Raw genomic sequence first — 21,882 nt, 5'->3', positions numbered from 1 at the left:
AACGTATCAACTTGCCGCGCCAACGCTTGTCGATTAATACCTTAAAGTCCAAAATGGAATTAATTGTTCAAATCGTTACGGAGCTGCTCATGTCGACCACCCCTTATGTGCTGGATAAAAGCGCAGCCGAACAGCTGCTGCTCCAGGTCGATGTACACCAGGCCATGGTTGCGATGTTCCGCGAGCTAGCCGCCGGCCATGCGGTGCAGCCCGCGCAGCAGCTGGTGGAGTTCCCCTACGGGGCTGGCGACTTTATCAACTACCTCGGCGTGCTGGCCGGGGCCGGTGTTTACGGGGTGAAAACCTCACCCTATATCGTCCGCGAGCAAGGCCCGCTGATTACCGCCTGGACCCTGCTGATGTCGATGCAAACCGGCCAGCCACTGCTGCTGTGCGATGCCGGCAGCCTGACCACTGCGCGCACCGCCGCCACCACCGCAGTCGCTGTAGATGCCCTGGCCGCGCCTAAGGCAAGCCGCCTGGCGGTAATCGGCAGCGGCGCCGTGGCGCAGGCCCATGTGCATTACGCCAAACAGCTGCGCCCCTGGCAGAGCATCCGCCTCTACTCGCCAGGCCTGGCCGGCAAAACCGGCGCGCAGCTGCTCAAGCTGCAGCAACTCGACCCACGCATCCAGCTGTGCGCCAGCCAGGCAGACGCCATTCGCGATGCCGACGTGGCGATGCTCTGCACCTCATCGGCGAAACCACTACTCGATCCCGTCGAGCTGGATAAACCGGCGCTGATCACCTCGATCAGCACCAACGCGCCGCGCGCCCATGAAGTAACGCCCGCCAGCCTGCTAAATATGGATGTCTACTGCGACTACCGCGCTACCACCCCGGACAGCGCCGGGGAAATGCTCCTGGCCAGCCGCCTAGGCTGGAACAGCGCAGATATCCTCGGTGATCTGGCCGAACTCGTCAGCGGTAAAGCCGTGCGCCCGGACTACCGCCGCTCGGTATTTTTCCGCTCCATCGGCCTGGGCCTGGAAGATGTCGCCCTGGCCCACGCGCTCTACCAGCTCAAGCAGGAGACCTGCTGATGCACCAGGCCGACTACCTGATCATCGGCGCCGGCATTGCCGGTGCCTCCACCGGTTACTTTCTCGCGTCCCATGGCAAAACCATCCTGCTGGAGCGCGAGCAGTTACCCGGTTATCACTCCACCGGCCGCTCCGCCGCGCTCTACACCGTGGCCTACGGCACGCCGCAAGTGCGCGCCCTGACCGCCGCCAGCCGCGCCTTCTACGATGCGCCGCCCGCAGGCTTTGCCGAACACCCACTGCTGACCCCGCGTGGTGAGCTGGTGGTGGACTTCACCGGCGACGCTGCCGAGCTGCAACGCCAGTTCGACAGCGGCAAAGCCAGCGTGCCGGAGATGCGCCTGCTCAGCGCCGACGAAGCCTGCGCCCTGGTGCCGGTGCTGCGCCGCGACAAAGTGCAGGCCGCCATGCTCGACCCCAGAGCCGCCGACATCGACACCGACGCCCTGCACCAGGGTTACCTGCGCGGCATTCGCCAGCAGGGCGGGGAAATCCACAACAGCTGCGAAGTGCTGCGCATCCAGCGCGATGGCGACGCCTGGCTGATTGATTGCGGCACCGGGCAATACCGCGCCAAGACGCTGATCAATGCAGCCGGCGGCTGGTGCGACCAGATCGCCGCAATGGCGGGCGTGGCGCCTATCGGCCTGATTCCCAAACGCCGCGCCGCCTTTACCTTTAATGGACCAGAAGGTCTCGACTGCCATGCCTGGCCCTGCGTGGTCAGCCTGGACGAATCCTTCTATTTCAAACCTGACGCCGGCCTGCTGCTCGGCTCGCCCGCCAACGCCGACCCGGTCGAGCCCCACGACGTACAGCCGGAAGAATTGGATATCGCCCTCGGCATCTACCAGATCGAAGAACACACCAGCCTGAGCATTCGCCGCCCCGCACATACATGGGCCGGTCTGCGCTCCTTTGTCGCCGATGGCGATCTGGTCGGCGGCTTCGCCCCGAAGGTGGCGGGCTTCTTCTGGGTGGCTGCCCAAGGCGGTTACGGTATTCAGACCTCCGCCGCCATGGGCATGGCCTGCGCGGCCCTGGCCCGTGGCGAGCCACTGCCCGAGCACCTGCGCCAGTTTGGTTTAACTGAAGCCATGCTCTCACCTGCCCGCCTGCTCAAATAATCAGTCGCAGCGCACGAGGATGACGCCTCGGGCGCTTTGCGGCACACTTCCAACGCCTCCCAAGCCCGAAGAGTTAGCCGCATGACGCCGCCCCGCCCTGCCCCCGAGCTGGACAACTACCGCACCATCGCCGACGCCATCGCCACGCTGTTCTTCCCCCACGCCGAAGTGGTGCTGCACGACCTGCGCACTCAGAAGGTCGACTACATCGCCAACAACATTTCCAAACGCGTGATCGGTGATGACGCTGCGCTGGAAGACATGCTCAGCGGCGAAGTGGATGAGCGCAACATCGGCCCCTACGAAAAGCTCAACTGGGACGGCCAGAAGATCCGCTCGGTCAGCAGCGTATTGCATGACGCCAGCGGCACGCCCATCGCCGTGCTGTGCATCAACCTGAATATCTCGATGTTTGAAACCGCCAAGCAGGCGCTGGATCTGTTTCTCTCTTCCAGCAAACTGGTGCCGCAGCCCGACGCGCTGTTCCGCGACGACTGGCAGGAGCGCATCAACACCTTCCTGCACAGCTGGCTACGCCAGCGCCAGCTCGGTCTCAACCTGCTGACCCGCGAGCACAAACGCGAGCTGGTCGAAGCTCTGCACGCAGAGGGCGCCTTCAAAGGCAAAAGCGCCGCCAACTACATCGCCAACGTGCTGAATATGGGCCGCGCGACGGTGTACAAGCATTTGAAAGAGATCAAAGGCGAGGCTTGAGCGCACTTATCCGGCAAGGAGTGCCAGGCATCCAACGCTTTATCAGTTTTATCCTCGTAACTATTCAGACGCTGGGCATTCCACTGGTGGCAGGGCTGTTTATCTGCGCTGTCACAGGTGAGCTGAATAACCAGCGTCTCACGCTGGAATGGCCATTTTTAATTGATGCCAATTCCCCGCTGCTGGACACCCTACTGCTCTCGATACCCAGTATGTTGCTCTATGCAGCCTCAGTTAGAGTGCTGAAAAACCCCTACGGCGAGCTGCCAGCTTTGTTCTGCTAACTGTGCTTGCGGCCTACTTCAGCTGCGAGGTCTTTGCCCAGGCCTTTGGTAATACCTGGGCGCCGTCAGAGATTTTCTTCGAACTGTTTCTCGCGCACCAGCACCTACTTGCAATCGCTCTGCTACCCGGTCTGCTGCTGTGGTGGTTTATTGATTTACTCGGCACGCTCATACGCGGACGCCTGCCGCCGGCTTGAGCAGATCACGCCTTTGCAACTAAGTGCGGACGCCTGGGGTGCCGCGCGCGTTTTTCTTCTGCAGGATCATCGAGGCTTCGTTGTAGGCATGCTGGAAGCCCTCGCTGCCAATCCACTCCACGGCCGTGTCTTCATCTTCATTGTGAAAGATCCCGCGATAGACGATCAGCAGCCCCATCATAAAGTCAGTGGCCGCGTCTTCCGCCTCCTCCGCGACCACCAGCTCCAACACCGGGTATTGCAGGAACACCAGACACATCGCTAGCAGGCTGATGCCTTCGCCGACTTTCATCGTCTGGAACAGATCATCGAAGTGCGCCGGGTCGAAACCGTTCTCTTCGATATCGCTGAAGTCGAAGGTACTGAGGTCGATTTCGACATCATCGAACGGCTCGTTGATCAGCGGATTGGCCAGCAGCGGATGCACGACAGTGGCTTTGGCCTTGCCCGAACGGTTTTGCTTGGCCTTGGCTTTGGCCCGCTGGGCACGTTTTTGCTGTTTATCTGGGGAAGCCATAAAGGCGCGTTCCTTGTTCGAGGCAGCCATAGTAATGGCCCGGGATTATCGGGCGCATAGTGTATTCACTCTTGGCTAGATTCGCCGGCCAGATGCTAATGCGCCTGGCGCAGTGGCTAAAGGAAAGCGCCTAAGGTGTCCACTCCAGCGTTTCATAAACCGGCTTCACCGAGTTGAACTCCTCGTAATGCCTCTGCGCCTCAGCTCGAGTGGCGAAGCAGAACTGGCCCGCCATCTGGTCGGGCTTGAACAACGCCTTCTGCGCATTGGCGAAGCAATAACCAGATGGCGGGCTGCACTGTACGTCTGGGAAACTGAACGGCCGCCAGGCCTCGGGCTGCTGCTGCCTGACCTTGGCCACAAACTCAGACAGCGTAGCCATCATACCGGCCGAGGTTATCTGCGGGCTGGCGCTCTGGAAGATCGCTGATTGCAATCCGCCGGGTTTCTTCACCACATAGATATAGGCATGGCAGAAGGTATTGCCCTGCGGCGCAGAAGCAGGCGCTGCAATCACCGGAGTAGCACTGCCGCCGCCAGCGCAGAATTGCTAATGCCTGGCTAAGAAAGGAACAAGCCGACGCCAGTCGAAACGCTGTTTCAGAACAGTCTTAAGTCCTCATTAAGTGCAAGGTTTCTGTCCTTCAGCTTGGCTTCAGAATTGGGGGCTAAGGTTGCGCCATTGCCTACGGAGGTTCAGATGAACAAGACCACCCTAACCCTCGCTTTAGCCGGTTTGGCGACGCTGCCCGCGCTGGGCCAGGCCCGCGAAATCACCCTGCAAACCACCTTGAAAGAGTATCGCGGCAACGATGCCTACCTGGCGTTTTACGTTACCGATGCACAAGGCAATTACCAACGCACGCTATGGGTCTTCGGCAAGAAGGCCAAGTACTACAAGCACCTGCGTGACTGGGTGCGTGACGGCAACAAGCCTGCCGAATACGACGGTCTTACCGGTGCCAGCGTTGGCAGCGGGCAAACCTTGAAGGTGGCGGTTGAACTGGAGGATGCGTTGATTGATGCCGGCTATGAAATCCGCATCGACAGCGCCGTCGAGAACAAGCAGGACAACCGTGCCGAGATCAAAGTGCCGCTCACACAACAGCCCACACCGGTCAGCGGTAGCGCAACAGGCTACGTCAACACCTTCAGCTACCAGTTTTAACTCAGGAGCCTGCTCATGCTGCAACGCACCCACGTGGTACTCAGCTTGCTCCTTGGCGTCTTGCTGATGGTCTCGGCAGCTACCGGCCTGGTGTTGTCCAGCAGCACCCTGGTTGAACACCTGCAGTCTGCACCAGCAGCGGAGCACAATGTCGCCGACGTTGCCGCGCGTATCGCCGGCCAGGTGCAAGGTATCGAGCGCATCGAGCGGGCACCCAGTGGTGAGCTGCGCGTCACGCTCAGCACGGCGAACGAGAACAGCACCGTGGTGGTTGATCCACTCACCGGCTCAGTTATCTCGCCCTACCAGCCTTCCGCCCTGCTTGCCTGGACGCGCAACCTGCACCGCGAGTTGCTGCTCGGCGAGCCGGGCCGCTGGTTCAGTGGTCTAGCGGCGCTGGCCATGCTGATACTGGTGGTGACTGGCGCTTGGCTGTTGGCGCGTCGACTCGGGGGTTGGAGCCGCTTAGTACGGCCTATTCCAGCCAGCAGCGGGCTGATTCACTGGCATATGGTCGTGGCCCGTTGGACGCTGCCGGCCCTGGCGATTCTCGCCCTGAGTGGGCTGTATCTCGCAGCGATCAGCCAGGGCTGGATCAACGATGGTCAAGACGCCTCGCCGGCCTACCCAGAAGCCAGTTACTCGGCCCCGGCGGCCGAGCTGAACAGCCTTGCTGCCCTGCGCAACCTGGACCTGCAAGACTTGCGCGAACTGGAGTTCCCCAGCGACCCGGATGCCAATTTCTACACCGTGCGTACGGCGGCGGGTGAAGGCTTCGTCAATGCCAGCACGGGGCAATGGATCAACTATCAGCAGCATGGTTTTGCCACTCGCCTGTACGAAAACATCTACGAATTGCACACCGGCGCGCACTCGCCACTCTGGACGCTGATCCTCAGCGGCTCCAGCCTGGCCGTGTTGTTTCTCAGCGGTTTCGGCCTGCTTTCATGGGCGCGGCGCAAGCGTCTGGCTGGCGCACGGCCCGATAACACGCCGGCCGATCAAGCGCAGATCATTCTGCTGGTTGGCAGTCAGGCCGGGGCTACTTGGAGCTATGCCCGGCAGTTGCATGAACAATTGCAGAGCCAGGGCCGGCGGGTGCACTGCGCCAGCATGAATCAACTGCAGCCGCACTACCGCCAAGCCAGCCAGCTGTTAGTACTCACCTCGACCTATGGCGATGGCCAGGCTCCCGATTCGGCCAAGGCGTTTCTCGGGCGCTTGCAGCGCAGTGAGCTGAACCCTGCGCTGCAAGTCGCGGTGCTGGGCTTTGGTGATTCGCAGTTTCAGCACTTCTGCGGCTATGCCGAGCACGTTGAGCAATGCCTGCAACAACAGGATTTAGCGATTTTGCTGCCCTTGCAACGCATCGACCGCAACGCCTTGGGCGAGCTCAACCAGTGGGCGCAGCGGCTTGGCCAGGAACTTGGCGTTGCCCTGCACTTCACTGCGCACGCCAGCCGCGAAACCCCGCAACAGTTGCAGTTGCTGAGCCGCGAGCTTTACGGCGAGGGCAGCGAATCACCGGCAGCCGTTTTGCGCTTTGCCGTATCGCCCACCAGCAACAGTCGCTTTGCACCCGGCGACCTGCTGGCCATCCGTCCGGGTATTGATCTGCCGCCACGCTTCTACTCGATTGCCAGCGGCGAAGAAGATGGCGTGCTGGAAATCTGCGTGCGTAAACAGCCCGAGGGCGTTTGCTCAAGCCTGCTGCATAGCCTGCAGGTGGGTGAATGTATTGAAGGGGTTATCCAAGCGCATCCCGAATTTCGCCCGACTGCAGGCCAGCACCCGCTGATTCTGGTGGGTACCGGCACTGGGCTGGCGCCGTTGATTGGCTTTGTCCGCAAGAATGCCCATCAGCGCCCACTGCACCTGTACTGGGGTGGCCGCAGCGCGCAGTCGGACTTCCTCTATGAAACGCAACTGAATGAATACCTGGCTGACGGACGCCTGAGCCAACTGGGCCTGGCGTTCTCCCAGGCGGCTAAGCCGATGTATGTGCAGGACCGCCTCCTGCAGGACGCCGACAAACTGCTGGCGCTGTTGCAACAGGGCGCGCAGGTGTTGGTGTGCGGCTCCCGCTACATGGCCGCCGGTGTGCGCAATGTACTGGAACCCTTGCTGCAGCAACTGGGCTTGAACATCGACCAACTCCGCCAACAAGGACGCTACCGTGAAGATGTCTACTGAGACCAACGCAGCGCAGCGCCACAACTTGAGTGGCGCCACCATGGGCACGCGCTGGAGCGCGGTGCTGTATGCACCGACCGAACTCGACCTGAGCGTGATCAGCAGCGAGTTGCAACAGGCGGTCGATCAGGTTGACCAGCAAATGTCGACCTGGAAGCCCGACTCCGACCTGATGCAACTCAACGCGGCCAACTGCGGCCAATGGCTGAGCGTGCCCGATGAGCTGCTGTGGGTGCTGAGCAGCGCACTGCGCATCAGTGCCGAGTCGGAGGGGGCGTTCGAGATTGGCGTCGGCGCGCTGGTCAGCGCGTGCGGCTTTGGCCCACACGCGCCGCTCAACACCTGGCCGGACAAGCAACCCAGCGCGCGCGAGGTACTGGAAGTCGACGCGGATAACGGCCGAGTACGCAAACATGCGCCCATCACCCTGGACCTTAACGGCATCGCCAAAGGCTTTGCCGTGGACCAGATGGCCCGCTGCCTGGCGCGCCACGGCATCACGTCCTACCTGGTGAGCATTGATGGCGAGATGCGCGTCAGCGGCGTCAAGGCCGACGGCAGCGAGTGGTCAGTCGCCCTGGAAAAACCCAGCAAAGGCCAGCGCGAAGTGCTTGGCTCGCTGGCCCTGAGTAACACCGCCATTGCCACCTCCGGCGACTACCGTCACTGGCGTGAGCATAACGGCCAGGTGTTTTCCCACACCATGAACCCACACACCGGTGCCCCGCTGCTTTCTGACCTCGCCTCAGTGTCGGTGCTGTGCACCAGTTGCATGTACGCCGACGCCTGGGCAACCGCACTGATGGTGCTCGGCGTGGAACGCGGCGCGCAGTTGGCCAAAGCCAAAGGGTTGAGCGCCATTTTTGTTCTGCGCGACGGCGATGAGTTGCGCGAAGTAACGGTTGGTCTCTAAGCCGCCGGCGTCATTGAATAATCTGAGACCAATCGGCGTCTCAGGCTCAACCCTGCCGCCTAGCGACTCGCCTTGCGCTCAGCCAGATAGGCGATGACCGCGGCCTGGTCACCGGCAAACTCGATACGAGATGCCTTGCTCTCGCGTTGAAAGACATACATCGGGTCGTAATACTCACGCAGCATCCCGTCGATCCAGCCACGGTGCAAGTCAACCACCGCGGTGCGTTGCTGCTCGTCGAGTGCAGCCTGCATAATGGCCAGCAGCCGCTGGTAACGCTCGCCCCCCAGCCGCTTCTGGATATTGCTCAAGCTCTGCAACAAGCGCTCGGCATACAGCCGAAAACCATCTTCCTCGCCGTGGAGGCTGATGAACTCGGCACACAGGTTGATGACATAGTCACGCAGGATGCGCTCGACACGGTCCTCAAACGCATCCTCCAGCCACACCAACGGATACTCCTGCATGCCCTGGTACAGCGCTAGCGGCACGGTGCAGCTGCCGACCATGCGCCCTTCGTCTTCCAGAACAAACTGCTGGACTCCACGGGCGCGCTGCTTGAGCAGATCGATGGCCAGGCGGTTCTCAAAATCAATCTGCATCGGCTGGCCAGTAGCACGCTTGCCGAAGCTGGAGCCACGGTGATTGGCGTGGCCTTCCAGGTCCAGGCTGTTGTTCAGCTGCACCAGCACGTCGGTTTTGCCCGTGCCAGTCAGGCCGCCGAGGATGACGAAATCGCACTCAGACACGGTCTGCTGGGTGGTTTCCAGCAAGAAGGTGCGCATCGCCTTGTAGCCGCCGATTACCCGTGGGTAGTCGATACCGGCTTCCGCCAGCCATTGCTGGGTAATCTGCGAACGCAGCCCGCCGCGAAAACAGTACAGATAGCCGTGTGGATTGGCCTTGGCGAATGCCGCCCAGGCTGCGACCCGTTCATCTTTGACCTGACCGCTGACCAGTTGGTGACCCATAGCGATGGCAGCGTCCTGGCCATGCTGCTTGTAGCAGGTGCCGACCCGCTGACGCTCGCTGTCATCCATCAGCGGCAGGTTGAGTACACCGGGGAAGGCGCCCTTGTTGAACTCGACCGGGGCGCGGGCATCCATCATCGGCACATCATTAAGAAATATCTCGCGGTAGTTGCTGCTGTTGTCGCGCATCACAGCACCTCTACCGCGTAACCCTGTCGTTCAATCAGACGGCCGATGGGCGCCAGGTTCAGGCCCAGTTCGGCGGCCACGGCAAGAAACTCCGCTTCGCCCTCTGGGCTGACGGCAATCAGCAGGCCGCCACTGGTCTGCGGATCGCACAACAGATTTTGCTGCTCCTGAGTAATAGGCGCGATCTTCTCGCCATAGCTTTCGAAATTGCGCTGGGTGCCGCCCGGCACGCAACCCTCAGCCAGGTAGTAATCGACCCCCGGCAAGCGTGGCACGGCGGCGTAGTCGAGCTGGGCGGTGAGATTAGCGCCATCGGCCATCTCCACCAGATGGCCGAGCAGACCGAAACCGGTAACATCGGTCATCGCCGTGACCCCGGCCAGCTTGCCGAAACGCGAGCCGGGCTTGTTCAGGGTGCACATCCAGTCGCGCGCCAGGCCAACATCCTCGGAGCGCAGCTTGGCCTTCTTCTCGGCAGTGGTGAGGATGCCGATACCCAGCGGCTTGCTCAGGTACAGCTGGCAGCCGGCGGTGGCGGTGTCATTGCGTTTCATATGGCGCTTGCTCACCACGCCGGTAACAGCAAGGCCGAAGATCGGCTCTGGGGCGTCGATGGAATGACCACCGGCCAGCGGAATACCCGCTTCATCACAGACCGCGCGGCCGCCACGGATCACTTCACGGGCCACCTCCGGTGGCAGCAGGTTGACCGGCCAGCCGAGGATGGCGATGGCCATCAGCGGGTCGCCACCCATGGCGTAGATGTCGCTAATGGCGTTGGTGGCTGCAATACGGCCGAAGTCATAGGGGTCATCGACAATCGGCATAAAGAAGTCGGTGGTCGAAACTACCCCTCGCTCGTCATCCAGGGCATACACCGCCGCATCATCACGCGAGGCGTTGCCAACCCACAGCTTGGGGTCAAGGTTCTGCGCGCCACTGCCGGCGAGGATCACATCCAGTACCTTGGGCGAAATCTTGCAGCCGCAACCGGCACCATGGCTGTACTGGGTCAAACGGATCGGCTCGCTCATCGGTAAGGCTCTCGGCAAATCAGAAAACAGGCCGGAGATTCTAGCAAAGCTGGCCTTTGTCAAAGCGCTCCATATAATCGCGCCACATCGACTACCCTGACCACGACGCGCAGGCCTGCACATCTTCGGACCTGTTATTTAGATCCTTTTCCGCTATTGAACCGGAGAATCCTCATGCTCAAACGCACCCTGACGCTCGCCGCCGGCGTTGCTCTGTCCTTGTCCGCCAGCCTCACCAACGCCGCCGAGGTGCTCCGTGTCAGCGCCATTCCGGACGAAGCACCAACCGAACTGCTGCGCAAATTCAAACCTCTGGGTGCTTATCTGGAGCAGCAACTGGGCATGAAGGTCGAATTCACCCCGGTCGCTGACTACCCAGCCGTGGTCGAAGCGCTGGCTACTGACCGCTTGGACCTGGCCTGGCTCGGCGGCTTCACCTTCGTGCAAGCACGCCTGAAAACTGGCAATGCAATGCCACTGGTGCAGCGTGAACAAGACGCCCAGTTCACCAGCAAGTTCATCACCGCCAACCCGGACGTGACCTCCCTGGCCGACCTCAAGGGCAAGACCTTTGCCTTCGGTTCGGTGTCGTCCACCTCCGGCAGCCTGATGCCGCGCTATTTCATGCTGCAGGATGGGATCAAACCGGAAGACTTCTTCAGCCGCGTGGGCTACTCCGGCGCGCATGACGCCACTGCAGCCTGGGTTCAGGCCGGCAAGGTCGATGGCGGCGTGCTTAACGCCAGCGTGTGGGACAAGCTGGTCGCCGCCGGAAAAGTCGACACCAGCAAGGTCAAGGTCTTCGCCATCACCCCGACGTACTACGACTACAACTGGACCGTGCGCGGCACCCTCGACCCGGTACTGGCCGAGAAGATCAAAGCCGCCTTCCTCGCACTCGACCCCGCGAACCCTGAGCACAAGGCGATTCTCGACCTCCAGGCTGCCAGCCGTTTTATCGAAACCTCGCCCGAGAACTACAAAGGCATCGAGGACGCCGCCCGCGCCGCCGACCTGCTGAAATGACCCTGCGCCTTAGCGGCGCCGGCCTCAGCCACGGTAACGGAGTCCACGCCCTGCGCGGTGTGGACTTGCACATTGCTGCCGGCGAACAAGTCGCCATTATCGGTCCGTCCGGAGCCGGCAAGTCGAGCCTGCTCAATCTGCTGGCCACCGCTCTGCAACCAAACAGTGGCGAACTGCTGGTACTCGGTACACACCCCTGGCAACTTTCCGGCCGCCAGCGTCAGCGCCTGCGCGCACGCATCGGTCTGGTGCATCAGGCGCCGCCACTACCGGCGCGCCAGCGAGTCGTCACTGCGGTGCTGGCTGGCAAGCTCGGCCAATGGTGCTTGGGCAAAAGCCTGTTAAACCTGCTGCACCCGCTCGACATCCCCGGTGCCCGTCGCGAGCTGGCCAAGCTGGACCTGGCCGACAAGCTGTTCGCCCAATGCCAGCAGCTCTCAGGCGGCCAACTGCAACGCGTGGGCATCGCCCGCGTGCTGTACCAGGCCCCCGAACTGCTGCTGGCCGATGAGCCGGTGTCGGCCATGGACCCGGTGCTGGCCGAGCACACCCTGAGCGTGCTGTGCCGGCATGCCACTACACAGGGCGTGACGCTGGTGGCTAGCCTGCATGCGGTGGAGCTGGCCCTGGCGCACTTCCCGCGGATCATCGGCCTGCGCGACGGTCAGGTTCTCTTTGATCGCCCTGCCGCTGAGGTCGATAAAGCACAGCTCGATGCACTCTACGCCAATGAACAACTGCTCCCCCCCCCCACAGCGGCCGTCAGCCTAGGCCTGCAGATTCCGCGATGCTGAGCCGCACCAGTCGCGATCCAGCCGCCCTGTCGCGGTTGCTGCTGACCTTGCTGGCACTGGCCTTGCTCTGGCCAGGTATTCAGCTTAGCGAGCTGGATCTGGGCGTATTGCTGCTCAGCGATAGCCAGAGCGAAATGGGCCGCTTCGTCGCCGCCTTCTGGCCGCCAGCCCATGAGCCTGAATTTCTTCAGCTGCTGCTCGATGCCACTCTACAGACCCTGGCCATCGCCACTGCGGGCATGGCCCTGGCGCTGCTCCTCGCGATCCCGGCAAGCCTGCTGGCCAGCCGCGCCCTGTCACTGTCGGCGGCCTCCCGTGGCGGCCGGCCAAAGCCGCTGGCGCAATTGCTGCGCTGGCCGGTGCGTGGTTTGTTGATCTTCCTGCGTAGCGTTCCGGAAATCGTCTGGGCGCTGTTGTTCGTCCGCGCGGTCGGCCTCGGCCCTACCGCCGGGGTACTGGCCATCGCGATCACCTACAGCGGCATGCTCGGTAAGGTCTACGCGGAGATCTTCGAGTCAGTCGACCAGCGCCCAGCCCATGCCCTGCTGCAAGCAGGTAGCGGCCGGCTGGCAGCATTCGCCTACGGCATTCTGCCAAATGCCGCTGCGGAGCTGACCTCCTACACGGTGTACCGCTGGGAATGCGCGATCCGCGCCTCGGTGGTCATGGGTTTCGTCGGCGCCGGCGGCCTGGGCCAACAGATTGACCTGTCGATGCGCATGTTTGCCGGTGGTGAAGCCGCCAGCATGCTGCTGACTTTCCTCTTGCTGGTGCTGTTGGCCGACCAGCTCAGCCGCTTGCTGCGCGGGAGGTTGGCATGAACAGGCTGGTCAACCTGTTACTGCTACTGGGGATTGGCGTGGCGGTATTGGTTTCATTCGCATACCTGGGTATTGACCTGGGCGAACTGCTCAGCGGCGACAGCCCGGCGCAGATGGCCGGCTACGTGCAACGTTTTCTTAGCCCGGACTTGAGTTCTACGCATCTGGCGGCCGTCAGCCGTGGCGCCCTGGAAACCCTGGCCATGTCGGCCCTCGGCACCCTGCTCGCGGCGGTATTTGGTCTGTTTCTGGCGCTGCCGGCGGCAGGGCGCTTCGGCTGGCCGCTGCAAAGCGCGGCACGCTTACTACTCAATGCCCTGCGCGCAATTCCGGAATTGGTCTGGGCTGCGCTGATGGTGCTGGCTGCCGGCCTTGGCCCAAATGCCGGCACCCTGGCCCTGGCCCTACATACCGCCGGCGTACTCGGCCGACTATTTGCCGAAGCACTAGAGAACACCCCAACCGCGCCAGCAGAGGCAATTCGCCTGCAAGGCGGCAGCCAGGTCGCGGCGTTCTGCTACGGCACCCTGCCCAACCTGTGGCCACAGCTGTTGGCCTACTGCCTGTATCGCTGGGAAAACAATATCCGCATGGCCAGCGTACTCGGCTTTGTCGGGGCCGGCGGCCTGGGACAGATGCTCTATGTCAGCCTCAGTCTGTTTCAGGAAGCCCAGGCCAGCACGGTAATTCTGGCCATGTTAGTGCTGGTATTCGCTGTCGATGCGCTAAGCGGCTGGGCCCGCCAACGCTGGATTAGTGCCTAGCTGCAACTGCCTCAACGAGACACGCTCTAAAGCACTCACCCCACCTCGGCCCCATTGCCCGTTCCCAGCTGCGCCTTGCAGAACTCGACAAACAACTGCGCCGGCTTAGTCAGCGGTGCGCGTTTTAGCCAGGCGGCGCCTTATCTGCAGCAGTGTTTGCGCGAAGTATTCGGCAATCACTCGCTGGTCGGCGATATCCAAGACACTGGCCTGGCGCTGCCGCACCATCGGCTTCGAGAAAGGCCTGATCATCCGCGCCACCCAGGGCCGCATGATCATGGCTCCGGCCCTGGTAGCCGGGCGCACGCAACTGGATGAGCTGGTGGAAAAAACCAAGCGCGCGGTGGATCGCACGGCCATGGAACTGGGCTTACTGTAAGGTCCCCGCTACCTCTGCCCACAGCCTGCCGGGATAACTCAGTCGCCCAGCAGGCTGAACTTGTGTAACGTCTGTCACAAGGGTCGAGTTCACTCGGCCCTGCACTCATACCGTTAAAGGAGTTATGGGTATTGCGAGCGTGGCGGATTGACTGGCAAAGCATTGCTAAAAAAAACCGAGCCTTTGCTCCAGAGTTGCTTGAGCAAAATATACGACGCCTGCGACTTGCTGCCCCCTGGATTCCACCGCTCAACCTGATGCACATCTGGTTGTTCTGGCAACGACAACCCGAATCGGCTAATGAAGCCTTATGGCGTCAGGGCATTCTCGCCGCGCACACTGGCATGCTGGTGTTCTTTGGAACGTTGGCGTTAATTGCCTGGTATTTAGTCCCCCGGCCGGAGTTAATCCGGCTACGTCAGATCAGCGTCAGCGTAGCGGTACTGGGTACGCTGGGTTTCGCTGCCCTGATTAGCGCTATCGATCAATTAGTCACCAGCAATATCACCCCACTATTGGTGGGCTGTACCTTGGCGGCGCTGGCATTTTTGCATCGCCCCCTCTCCGCCTTGTGGCTGTTTAGCCTGACCTTAGGGCTGTTTCTGTTTGGCATCCAGCAAACTCAGAGCAGCCCGGCACAGTTGTTGAGCAATCAGGTCAATGGCCTATCCAGTTGCACCATTGGTTTGCTGCTGGCATGGCTGCAGTGGCGCAACTTCGTGCAGATCAACACCCAGAAACAGCGACTGCAAGCCCAGGCACAGCTACTTGAAGAGCAGAACCACAAGCTCAGCTACCTTGCCGAACACGACCCACTGAGCGGCTTGCTCAATCGGCGGGCGTTTAACGGCATCGTCGAGCACGAATTGCTGCGTTTTCAGCGCACTCAGCAGCCATTGTGTTTACTGCTGCTTGATCTCGATCATTTCAAGACCGTTAACGATCGCTTCGGTCATCCGCTGGGCGATGTAGTTATCAAACGCGTGGCGACGCTACTTTCCAGCCAGGTACGCAGCCTCGACAGCCTGGCACGCCTGGGTGGTGAAGAGTTCATGTTGTTGCTGGTTGACTGCGACCGCGAGCACGGACTGCAGATCGCCGAGCACTTGCGCCAACTGGTGGAGACGCACCTGAAGGTAGTTGATGGCAACGCTGTAGCACTCACCGTCAGTATCGGCTTGAGCTACTTGGAGGCCGGCCAGTCAGGCACTTACGACAGCCTTTATGTAGCCAGCGACCGCGCGCTATATAGCGCCAAACAAGACGGACGCAACCGCGTGAAGGTGGCTGCGCCTAGCTAGAAAACCGCGCCAGCGCGCGGTTTTCTCATTACTGAACGACTCAGTCGCCGTAGATATCGAAGGTGAAGTACTTGGCCTGAATCTTCTGGTATTCGCCGCTGGCGCGAATCGCCTGGATGGCCGCATTCAGCTTGCCGAGCAGTTCGCTGTCGCCCTTGCGCACGGCGATACCGGCGCCTTCACCAAAGTATTGCGGGTCGGTAAAGGCCGGACCTACGAAGGCGAAACCCTTGCCGTTGTTGGTTTTCAGAAAGCCTTCATCCACCGGGATGGCGTCGGCCAGGGTGCCATCCAGGCGCGCGGAAATCAGGTCCAGGTAGATTTCGTTCTGCGAGCTGTAGCGCACCACTTCCACCCCTTGCGCGGCCAGCACTTCGCTGGCGAAACGATCGGTGGTGGTCGAACGCTGAACGCCAATGCGCTTGCCTTTTAGGTTGCTGAAATCGGCGGTGACTTCGCTGCCGGCCTTCATCACCAGGCGCGCCGGGCTGTAGTAGTACTTGCCGGTGAAATCCACCGATTTGCGCCGATCATCGGTGATGGTCATGGACGACAGGATGGCGTCGACCTTCTTCACCTTGAGCGAAGGAATCAGGCCGTCGAACTCCTGCTCGACCCATTGGCACTCGGTCTTCATTTCGGCGCACAGGGCGTTGCCGATATCCACGTCAAAACCGGCGATCTGGCCGCCGGCTTCTTTGTAGGCGAATGGCGGATACGCAGCCTCGATACCCAGGCGCAAGGGTTTGTCTGCGGCGAACAGACTGGATGCAATCAGGCTCAGGGCGATGCCGCCCGCAAGGACGATTTTCTTCATTGTGCGGATTCCTGCTGAGGGAGTGACAGGCCCGTGCCACCTGGCATTGCTGCGCAGGTCGAACGGGCAACGACGGTTGCTGCAAGACAGAAGAAAGACGCGTCAGGTGTACACCTGAGCGAGAAGCGATGGCTGGATAGCACGCGTGGACGGGTCATTTGCCAGTCTCGATTTATACTTTAAATTCCATACTGGACTTATATGTATAGATCGTCAACCGGGCAACAGTCATCGCTGCGACTGAAGGATCAGCGCAGGCGACATCGACAAAATACGCTTAAGGCTGCTGTTTCCAGCGCTCGGCAGCGGTCTGATCGGAGCAACGCCCTTCGACCCAGCGCGGGCCTTCGGCGGTGTCTTCCTTCTTCCAGAACGGCGCGCGGGTCTTCAGGTAGTCCATGACGAAGTTGCAGGCATCGAATGCCGCCTGACGGTGGGCACTGGTGGTACCAACAAACACAATCGGCTCGCCGGGCTCCAGACGGCCGATGCGGTGGATCACCTCGATGCCCAGCAGCGGCCAGCGCTGCATGGTTTCCTCGGCAATCTTGCCCAGGGCCTTCTCGGTCATGCCGGGAAAGTGTTCGAGAAACATCCCGCCGACTTCGCGCCCGTCGTTGAAGTCGCGCACATAGCCGACAAAGCTGACCACCGCGCCAATGCCGAGGTTGGCGGCATGCAGGGCGTTAAGCTCAACGCCCGGATCGAAGGGTTGCGACTGGACGCGGATGGCCATATTCAGCCTCCGGTGACCGTAGGGAAAAACGCTACTTCATCGCCGGCTGTCAGTGGCTCCTCCAAGCTGCAGAGTTCCTGATTGCGCGCGCACATCAGGTTCTGTTCGGCCAGCACCTCCCACACCCCGCCGCGACTCAGCAGGTGCTGGCGCAGTTGATCCAGGCTGGTGAACTCGCCGCTAAGCTGTTCGCCATCCAGCCCCAGGGCCTCGCGGTAACGGGCGAAATACTGCACGCGGATCATGCCTGCTCTCCCGCCACGCTCTCTGCCTTGAAGGCGCCGCTCTTGCCACCAACTTTCTCCAACAGGCGCACAGCCTCAATGACCATGCCACGGTCCACCGCCTTGCACATGTCATAAATGGTCAGCGCGGCGACGCTGGCGGCGGTCAGGGCTTCCATCTCCACCCCAGTCTGCCCGGTCAGTTTGCAGCGCGCGGTGATTCGCACGGCATCCGTGCCCTCGGGTTTGAGCTCAACCTTGACGCTGGTCAGCATCAACGGGTGGCACAGCGGGATCAGGTCACTGGTTTTCTTCGCCGCCTGAATGCCGGCAATCCGTGCCACGGCGAACACATCGCCCTTGGGGTGATCGCCCTTGGTAATCATCTGCAGGGTTTGCGGGCGCATGCGCACCAGAGCTTCTGCCACGGCTTCACGGACGGTCAGGGCTTTGTCGCTAACGTCGACCATGTTGGCTCGACCTTGGGAATCTAGATGGGTTAACACAGACAGGCTCCAGGCAGATGTCCGACGATTGTAAACCCACGGGTCAGGTTTCGGCACCTGTGAATGCCAGGGGATTCAGACGAGAGGTTACGGCGACACCCGGCCCAGCAGGCATAACAGCCTGCTGGGCGAGCGTGAGTGAGTGAGGGTTACATATGAGTTTCGGCGTACTCGGCAAGGATCGAGCGCGGCACCCCTTGCAGGGTGATGTGCACGCCATGCTCGAAGTCTTTGAAGCGCTCCGTCAGGTAGGTCAGGCCCGAACTGGGCGCCGACAGATAAGGCGTATCGATCTGCGCCAGGTTGCCCAGGCACACCACTTTCGAGCCGCTGCCGGCACGGGTGATGATGGTTTTCATCTGGTGCGGAGTGAGGTTCTGACATTCGTCGATCAGGATCAGGCTCTGCTGGAAGCTACGGCCACGGATGTAGTTGAGGGATTTGAACTGCAGCGGGACCTTTTGCAGGATGTAGTCGACGCTGCCGTGGGTGTTCTCGTCGTCCATATGCAGGGCTTCGAGGTTGTCGGTGATGGCGCCAAGCCAGGGCTCCATCTTCTCGGCTTCGGTGCCAGGCAGAAAGCCGATCTCCTGATCCAGCCCCTGCACACTGCGGGTGGCGATAATTCTGCGGTAACGCTTGCTGACCATGGTCTGTTCGATAGCCGCCGCCAGGGCCAGGATGGTTTTACCGGAACCGGCCGCGCCGGACAGGTTGACCAGGTGGATGTCCGGGTCAAGCAAGGCAAAAAGCGCCAGTGATTGATAGATATCCCGCGGGCGCAGGCCCCAGGCCTCCTGGTGCATCAGCGGTTCCTGGTGCATGTCGAGAATCAGCAGCTCGCCGTGCTTGATGCCCTTGATCCAGCCAACAAAGCCCTGTTCGTCGATGATGAACTCGTTGACGTGCACCGCCGGCAGGTTGTCGGTGAGTTGCACGCGGTGCCAGGTACGGCCGTGATCCTGACGGGTTTCCACCTTGTTCACGCGGTCCCAGAAGGAGCCGTCCATGTTGTGGTAACCCTGCGACAGCAAGGACACATCGTCGACGAGCTGGTCGGTATGGTAATCCTCCGAATCGATGCCACAGGCGCGCGCCTTCAGGCGCATGTTGATGTCTTTGGTCACCAGCACCACGTTGAGACCGGGGCGCCGGGATTTAAGCTCGACCAGCTGGTTGATGATCTTGTTGTCGTTGAGGTCTTCCGGCAGCCAGGTCACCGGGGTGGCGCTTTTGCTCATAAGAATTGACAGAAAGCCGCAGGGGCCGCTCTTGTCACGCTGGATGGCGACACCGTGTTCCACTTCTTCCGGGTTGGCGCTGCCGAGGATCTTGTCGATCAGACGAATGGCTTGGCGGCACTCGGCGGCCACGCCCTGTTTGCCGGTTTTAAGCTTGTCCAGTTCCTCCAGTACGGTCATGGGAATTGCAACGTGGTGCTCCTGAAAATTCAGCAGCGCGTTGGGGTCGTGGATCAGCACATTGGTGTCGAGGGCATACAGGGTTGGGGCGGTGGGCTTGGAGCGTCCGTGGTCATCCATACTCGGTCACCTTCTTGTAGTAGCCAAGCAACGCAGGGGCGAGTCTGCGCCGCGGAGGGGCCGTCGACTCCTCAGTGCCGAGGCTGAGAAGGCTGCAAAAAGGTGAGGGCCAATGGCCGCCACCTGTCTGCAGGGTTCGGCGGTCTTGCCTTTTAATTACTCCAATTCAGATGACAGAAAAACGTTTTTTTCAGCATTCACAGGTTTATTTGTCGGGACGACAAATAGCGCTTGGCGCACCACGCAAGCGCCGTTAAAGTCGGAAGTCCCACCGGCGTTCGAGCCGACATATTTTTTCCTTTCAGCCCCGCGCCACCCTGTGTTCTTCGGCACAGCGATTGACCTCCACGGTCACATGCACCAGCTCCGCAATCCCCGCCAGCCGCGCCTTGTAGCGATCTGCAGAACCGTCGCCATGGGTTACCACGCTGACGATGCAAGCGAACTGCGCCCGACCGACACGCCACAGATGCAGGTCCGCCAGTTCGGTATCTTCCTCCTGGGCCAAGGCAGTGCGTACGCGCTCGACCACCGGGCTGTCCATCTCGCGATCAAGCAGCACCTTGCCAGTCTCGATCAGCAGGCCCTTGGCCCATACACCAATGATCACTGCGCCAATCACGCCCATCAGCGGGTCGAGCCAATCCCAACCCAACAGCATGCCGCCCAGTAGGGCAAGGATGGCCGCCACCGAGGTCAGGGCATCTGCGAGCACATGGATAAAAGCCGCGTGGCGATTTAGGTCCTTGCCCGCAGGCGCAGCAACAGCATGATCGTGATCGTGATCGTGATCGTGATCGTGATCGTGATCGTGATCGCCATAAGCATGTGCGGCAGCGTGCTGATCATGCCCGTGGCCATGGGCGTGATCATGACTGTCACGCAGCAGCCAGGCGGATACCAGATTGACCAGCAGGCCAACCACTGCGACCCACAGCGCCATATCGAAAGCAATCGTCTGCGGCTGCAATAGGCGCCACAGCGACTCGAACGCCAGCATCGCCACCACGACCACCAGCAACAAGGCACTGGCGAAACCGGCCAGTACCTCAATCTTCCAGGTACCAAAGGCAAAACGCGGGTCATTGGCATAACGCCGCGCCAACAAATACGCCAACGCAGTCAGGCCGATGGCGAGCATATGCGAGGCCATGTGCCAGCCATCGGCAAGCAAGGCCATGGAGTTGAATGCATAGCCGGCGGCAATCTCCACCAGCATGGTCACCCCGGTCAGCGCCGCCACGCGCCAGGCCTGGCGTTCTGCGGTGGTTTCCAGCGGGCGGTAATCGTGGGACGGCTCCCAGCGCGAATGGTTGCAGGCGGTCATGCTAGCTCCTTGGAGGATTCGACCTAGGCAGACTACAACCCCGTGGCGGCCCCTCGGTCAAGTCGCAACGCTAATCGCCCTAATAGGTAGTCTCAGCGACTGCCAGCTTCTAGAATCGCCGCAGACTTTCAGGAGCACGCTTATGTTGATGGTGATTTCCCCGGCCAAGACCCTCGATTACGAGACTCCGCCTGCGACCCCGCGTTTTACCCAACCGGAACACCTTGATCATGCCCAGGAGCTGATTCAGCAGATGCGCGACTTCAGCCCGGCGCAGATCGCCGAGCTGATGCACCTCTCGGACAAACTCGCCGGTCTCAATGCCGCCCGTTTCGGCAGCTGGGAGCGACCATTCAACCCGTCCAACGCCAAGCAGGCGCTGTTGGCGTTCAAGGGCGACGTATACACCGGGCTGAACGCTGAGGATTTCAGCGAAAAGGACTTCGACTTCGCCCAAACCCACCTACGCATGCTCTCCGGCCTGTATGGCGTGCTGCGCCCGCTCGATCTGATGCAGCCCTACCGCCTGGAAATGGGTACCAAGCTGACCAATCCGCGCGGTAATAACCTCTATGACTTCTGGGGCGAGCGCATCAGTGGCTGGTTGAATGAGGCGCTGGCCGCTCAGGGCGACGAGGTGCTGCTTAACCTGGCATCCAACGAATATTTCAGCGCAGTGAAACGCAAGGCATTGAATGCGCGGATCATCGACACCGAGTTCAAGGATCAGAAGAACGGCCAGTACAAGATCATCAGTTTCTACGCGAAAAAGGCTCGCGGCCTGATGGCCCGCTATGTGATCAAGGAGCGCCTGACCGATCCGGCCGGCCTCAAGGACTTCACCTATGAGGGCTACCGCTACTCGGTTGAAAACTCGAAAGCTGACACCCTGGTTTTCCTCCGCGACCACCCACAAGACTGACCCCGCCTCCCCCTGCGGGCCGCGCCAACGGCCCGCCCCCGCTATTTCCCGCGTTGTTCAATACTTATTCCAACAGTCAGTTTTATTAAAGCCCAACTTCATTGTTGAACTTTTTAACGCCCATATACACCGCGCGATTTTCCCGCCAGACAATTGCAAAGTGCCATCAAAGCACAACTACCAAGCAGTTCTCATTTCATTGCAAAAGATGACGAGCGGTAGGAACCATCAGAAAAACATCGGACTCATAGCGACACGATGTTTTTCTTCACGCAACTTTCCGCGTGAGTATATCTGCCATTAATCCCGAACCAATGTTCGGCGCAGAAACTCACCTAAAGGAAAGTTACGGGTAAATATAAGGTGGAACTATC

23 protein-coding genes and 1 pseudogene are annotated in these 21,882 nt (G+C 60.8%); 14 read left to right on the top strand and 10 right to left on the bottom strand.

Annotation, left to right across the window (positions count from 1 at the left end; translation table 11 throughout):
* Positions 1-89 precede the first annotated feature (89 nt).
* From ACIGEK_RS08760 to ACIGEK_RS08745, 4 genes are all read left to right on the top strand, one after another.
* The gene (locus ACIGEK_RS08760) at positions 90-1,043 is read left to right on the top strand and encodes an ornithine cyclodeaminase family protein (RefSeq protein ID WP_397492905.1); all 954 of its coding nucleotides are present in this window, start codon (positions 90-92) and stop codon (positions 1,041-1,043) included.
* Positions 1,043-2,170, top strand: coding sequence for an NAD(P)/FAD-dependent oxidoreductase (locus ACIGEK_RS08755; RefSeq protein ID WP_397492904.1), 1,128 nt, complete (start codon positions 1,043-1,045; stop codon positions 2,168-2,170). Before ACIGEK_RS08760 ends, ACIGEK_RS08755 begins: the two co-directional genes overlap by 1 nt.
* 81 nt (positions 2,171-2,251) lie before the next feature.
* The gene (locus ACIGEK_RS08750; RefSeq protein WP_397492903.1) at positions 2,252-2,884 is read left to right on the top strand and encodes a transcriptional regulator; all 633 of its coding nucleotides are present in this window, start codon (positions 2,252-2,254) and stop codon (positions 2,882-2,884) included.
* On the top strand, positions 2,881-3,168 hold the full coding sequence (locus ACIGEK_RS08745; RefSeq protein WP_397492902.1) for a hypothetical protein: 288 nt from the start codon (positions 2,881-2,883) through the stop codon (positions 3,166-3,168). Before ACIGEK_RS08750 ends, ACIGEK_RS08745 begins: the two co-directional genes overlap by 4 nt.
* Before the next feature lie 216 nt (positions 3,169-3,384).
* On the opposite strand, the gene ACIGEK_RS08740 is transcribed toward ACIGEK_RS08745, so the two are convergent.
* Together ACIGEK_RS08740 and ACIGEK_RS08735 are read right to left on the bottom strand one after the other, a co-directional pair.
* Positions 3,385-3,882, bottom strand: a complete 498-nt coding sequence (locus ACIGEK_RS08740) for a hypothetical protein (protein WP_397492901.1) — start codon at positions 3,880-3,882, stop codon at positions 3,385-3,387.
* A gap of 130 nt (positions 3,883-4,012) precedes the next feature.
* Positions 4,013-4,399 carry a hypothetical protein gene (locus tag ACIGEK_RS08735; RefSeq protein ID WP_397492900.1) on the bottom strand — a complete coding sequence of 129 codons (387 nt, stop codon included), beginning with the start codon at positions 4,397-4,399 and terminating at the stop codon, positions 4,013-4,015.
* A gap of 183 nt (positions 4,400-4,582) precedes the next feature.
* Here ACIGEK_RS08735 and ACIGEK_RS08730 point away from each other — a divergent pair, with 183 nt between their 5' ends.
* Genes ACIGEK_RS08730 through ACIGEK_RS08720 form a run of 3 tightly spaced genes read left to right on the top strand, consistent with a single transcriptional unit; the run spans position 4,583 to position 8,156 of the window.
* Positions 4,583-5,050 (top strand): DUF2271 domain-containing protein, encoded by a 468-nt coding sequence (locus ACIGEK_RS08730; RefSeq protein WP_397492899.1) that lies wholly within the window; start codon positions 4,583-4,585, stop codon positions 5,048-5,050.
* 15 nt (positions 5,051-5,065) lie between these two features.
* Positions 5,066-7,243 (top strand): PepSY domain-containing protein, encoded by a 2,178-nt coding sequence (locus ACIGEK_RS08725; RefSeq protein WP_397492898.1) that lies wholly within the window; start codon positions 5,066-5,068, stop codon positions 7,241-7,243.
* Positions 7,233-8,156: an FAD:protein FMN transferase gene (locus ACIGEK_RS08720; RefSeq protein WP_397493115.1), complete on the top strand. Its 924-nt coding sequence runs from the start codon at positions 7,233-7,235 to the stop codon at positions 8,154-8,156. Before ACIGEK_RS08725 ends, ACIGEK_RS08720 begins: the two co-directional genes overlap by 11 nt.
* A 59-nt stretch (positions 8,157-8,215) precedes the next feature.
* Here ACIGEK_RS08720 and mnmH read toward each other — a convergent pair whose 3' ends face one another.
* Entirely contained in the window at positions 8,216-9,316 is a 1,101-nt protein-coding gene (gene mnmH, locus ACIGEK_RS08715; RefSeq protein ID WP_397492897.1) for a tRNA 2-selenouridine(34) synthase MnmH, read from the bottom strand.
* Positions 9,316-10,350: a selenide, water dikinase SelD gene (gene selD, locus ACIGEK_RS08710; protein WP_397492896.1), complete on the bottom strand. Its 1,035-nt coding sequence runs from the start codon at positions 10,348-10,350 to the stop codon at positions 9,316-9,318. The genes mnmH and selD overlap by 1 nt, the downstream gene beginning before the upstream one ends.
* A 174-nt stretch (positions 10,351-10,524) precedes the next feature.
* On the opposite strand from selD, the gene ACIGEK_RS08705 reads away from it, so the two are divergent.
* The 6 genes and pseudogenes from ACIGEK_RS08705 (at position 10,525) to ACIGEK_RS08680 (ending at position 15,435) form a co-directional block, all read left to right on the top strand.
* Complete coding sequence (locus tag ACIGEK_RS08705; protein WP_397492895.1) at positions 10,525-11,376, top strand: putative selenate ABC transporter substrate-binding protein; 852 nt, start codon at positions 10,525-10,527, stop codon at positions 11,374-11,376.
* Entirely contained in the window at positions 11,373-12,170 is a 798-nt protein-coding gene (locus ACIGEK_RS08700; protein WP_397492894.1) for a phosphonate ABC transporter ATP-binding protein, read from the top strand. Before ACIGEK_RS08705 ends, ACIGEK_RS08700 begins: the two co-directional genes overlap by 4 nt.
* Complete coding sequence (locus tag ACIGEK_RS08695; RefSeq protein ID WP_397492893.1) at positions 12,164-12,991, top strand: PhnE/PtxC family ABC transporter permease; 828 nt, start codon at positions 12,164-12,166, stop codon at positions 12,989-12,991. The genes ACIGEK_RS08700 and ACIGEK_RS08695 overlap by 7 nt, the downstream gene beginning before the upstream one ends.
* The gene (phnE, locus tag ACIGEK_RS08690; RefSeq protein WP_397492892.1) at positions 12,988-13,755 is read left to right on the top strand and encodes a phosphonate ABC transporter, permease protein PhnE; all 768 of its coding nucleotides are present in this window, start codon (positions 12,988-12,990) and stop codon (positions 13,753-13,755) included. Before ACIGEK_RS08695 ends, phnE begins: the two co-directional genes overlap by 4 nt.
* Before the next feature lie 30 nt (positions 13,756-13,785).
* A pseudogene (locus ACIGEK_RS08685) lies at positions 13,786-14,134 on the top strand (aspartate aminotransferase family protein); the annotation flags it as partial.
* A gap of 257 nt (positions 14,135-14,391) precedes the next feature.
* Positions 14,392-15,435 carry a GGDEF domain-containing protein gene (locus tag ACIGEK_RS08680; protein ID WP_397492891.1) on the top strand — a complete coding sequence of 348 codons (1,044 nt, stop codon included), beginning with the start codon at positions 14,392-14,394 and terminating at the stop codon, positions 15,433-15,435.
* Positions 15,436-15,475: 40 nt separating this feature from the next.
* On the opposite strand, the gene ACIGEK_RS08675 is transcribed toward ACIGEK_RS08680, so the two are convergent.
* From ACIGEK_RS08675 to dmeF, 6 genes are all read right to left on the bottom strand, one after another.
* Positions 15,476-16,252 (bottom strand): ABC transporter substrate-binding protein, encoded by a 777-nt coding sequence (locus ACIGEK_RS08675; RefSeq protein WP_397492890.1) that lies wholly within the window; start codon positions 16,250-16,252, stop codon positions 15,476-15,478.
* Positions 16,253-16,529: 277 nt separating this feature from the next.
* Complete coding sequence (gene moaE, locus ACIGEK_RS08670; protein WP_397492889.1) at positions 16,530-16,988, bottom strand: molybdopterin synthase catalytic subunit MoaE; 459 nt, start codon at positions 16,986-16,988, stop codon at positions 16,530-16,532.
* Positions 16,989-16,990: 2 nt separating this feature from the next.
* Entirely contained in the window at positions 16,991-17,233 is a 243-nt protein-coding gene (locus tag ACIGEK_RS08665; RefSeq protein WP_397492888.1) for a MoaD/ThiS family protein, read from the bottom strand.
* Complete coding sequence (moaC, locus tag ACIGEK_RS08660) at positions 17,230-17,718, bottom strand: cyclic pyranopterin monophosphate synthase MoaC (RefSeq protein WP_397492887.1); 489 nt, start codon at positions 17,716-17,718, stop codon at positions 17,230-17,232. Before moaC ends, ACIGEK_RS08665 begins: the two co-directional genes overlap by 4 nt.
* A 149-nt stretch (positions 17,719-17,867) precedes the next feature.
* A complete protein-coding gene (locus ACIGEK_RS08655; protein ID WP_275960946.1) occupies positions 17,868-19,259 on the bottom strand; it encodes a PhoH family protein in 1,392 nt (463 codons plus the stop codon).
* Between the two features lie 301 nt (positions 19,260-19,560).
* Positions 19,561-20,586, bottom strand: a complete 1,026-nt coding sequence (gene dmeF / locus ACIGEK_RS08650) for a CDF family Co(II)/Ni(II) efflux transporter DmeF (RefSeq protein ID WP_397492886.1) — start codon at positions 20,584-20,586, stop codon at positions 19,561-19,563.
* Between the two features lie 142 nt (positions 20,587-20,728).
* On the opposite strand from dmeF, the gene yaaA reads away from it, so the two are divergent.
* Positions 20,729-21,508 carry a peroxide stress protein YaaA gene (yaaA, locus tag ACIGEK_RS08645; protein WP_397492885.1) on the top strand — a complete coding sequence of 260 codons (780 nt, stop codon included), beginning with the start codon at positions 20,729-20,731 and terminating at the stop codon, positions 21,506-21,508.
* Positions 21,509-21,882 lie beyond the last annotated feature (374 nt).

It is taken from the genome of Pseudomonas sp. NPDC079086, assembly GCF_044542155.1.
Classification (GTDB): domain Bacteria; phylum Pseudomonadota; class Gammaproteobacteria; order Pseudomonadales; family Pseudomonadaceae; genus Aquipseudomonas.
The sequence above is the reverse complement of the archived record's forward strand: the minus strand, read 5'-3'. Positions and strand labels throughout refer to the sequence as shown.

Bases quoted from the DNA above. Each gene is read 5' to 3' on its own strand.
- ACIGEK_RS08665 (WP_397492888.1), bottom strand. From the start codon at position 17,233: ATGATCCGCGTGCAGTATTTCGCCCGTTACCGCGAGGCCCTGGGGCTG.
- ACIGEK_RS08655 (WP_275960946.1), bottom strand. From the start codon at position 19,259: ATGGATGACCACGGACGCTCCAAGCCCACCGCCCCAACCCTGTATGCC.
- ACIGEK_RS08750 (WP_397492903.1), top strand. From the start codon at position 2,252: ATGACGCCGCCCCGCCCTGCCCCCGAGCTGGACAACTACCGCACCATC.
- ACIGEK_RS08695 (WP_397492893.1), top strand. From the start codon at position 12,164: ATGCTGAGCCGCACCAGTCGCGATCCAGCCGCCCTGTCGCGGTTGCTG.
- ACIGEK_RS08725 (WP_397492898.1), top strand. From the start codon at position 5,066: ATGCTGCAACGCACCCACGTGGTACTCAGCTTGCTCCTTGGCGTCTTG.
- ACIGEK_RS08680 (WP_397492891.1), top strand. From the start codon at position 14,392: ATGCACATCTGGTTGTTCTGGCAACGACAACCCGAATCGGCTAATGAA.
- ACIGEK_RS08760 (WP_397492905.1), top strand. From the start codon at position 90: ATGTCGACCACCCCTTATGTGCTGGATAAAAGCGCAGCCGAACAGCTG.
- ACIGEK_RS08675 (WP_397492890.1), bottom strand. From the start codon at position 16,252: ATGAAGAAAATCGTCCTTGCGGGCGGCATCGCCCTGAGCCTGATTGCA.
- mnmH (WP_397492897.1), bottom strand. From the start codon at position 9,316: ATGCGCGACAACAGCAGCAACTACCGCGAGATATTTCTTAATGATGTG.
- yaaA (WP_397492885.1), top strand. From the start codon at position 20,729: ATGTTGATGGTGATTTCCCCGGCCAAGACCCTCGATTACGAGACTCCG.
- phnE (WP_397492892.1), top strand. From the start codon at position 12,988: ATGAACAGGCTGGTCAACCTGTTACTGCTACTGGGGATTGGCGTGGCG.
- ACIGEK_RS08720 (WP_397493115.1), top strand. From the start codon at position 7,233: ATGTCTACTGAGACCAACGCAGCGCAGCGCCACAACTTGAGTGGCGCC.
- ACIGEK_RS08755 (WP_397492904.1), top strand. From the start codon at position 1,043: ATGCACCAGGCCGACTACCTGATCATCGGCGCCGGCATTGCCGGTGCC.
- selD (WP_397492896.1), bottom strand. From the start codon at position 10,350: ATGAGCGAGCCGATCCGTTTGACCCAGTACAGCCATGGTGCCGGTTGC.
- ACIGEK_RS08705 (WP_397492895.1), top strand. From the start codon at position 10,525: ATGCTCAAACGCACCCTGACGCTCGCCGCCGGCGTTGCTCTGTCCTTG.
- ACIGEK_RS08700 (WP_397492894.1), top strand. From the start codon at position 11,373: ATGACCCTGCGCCTTAGCGGCGCCGGCCTCAGCCACGGTAACGGAGTC.
- dmeF (WP_397492886.1), bottom strand. From the start codon at position 20,586: ATGACCGCCTGCAACCATTCGCGCTGGGAGCCGTCCCACGATTACCGC.
- ACIGEK_RS08740 (WP_397492901.1), bottom strand. From the start codon at position 3,882: ATGGCTTCCCCAGATAAACAGCAAAAACGTGCCCAGCGGGCCAAAGCC.
- moaE (WP_397492889.1), bottom strand. From the start codon at position 16,988: ATGGCCATCCGCGTCCAGTCGCAACCCTTCGATCCGGGCGTTGAGCTT.
- ACIGEK_RS08730 (WP_397492899.1), top strand. From the start codon at position 4,583: ATGAACAAGACCACCCTAACCCTCGCTTTAGCCGGTTTGGCGACGCTG.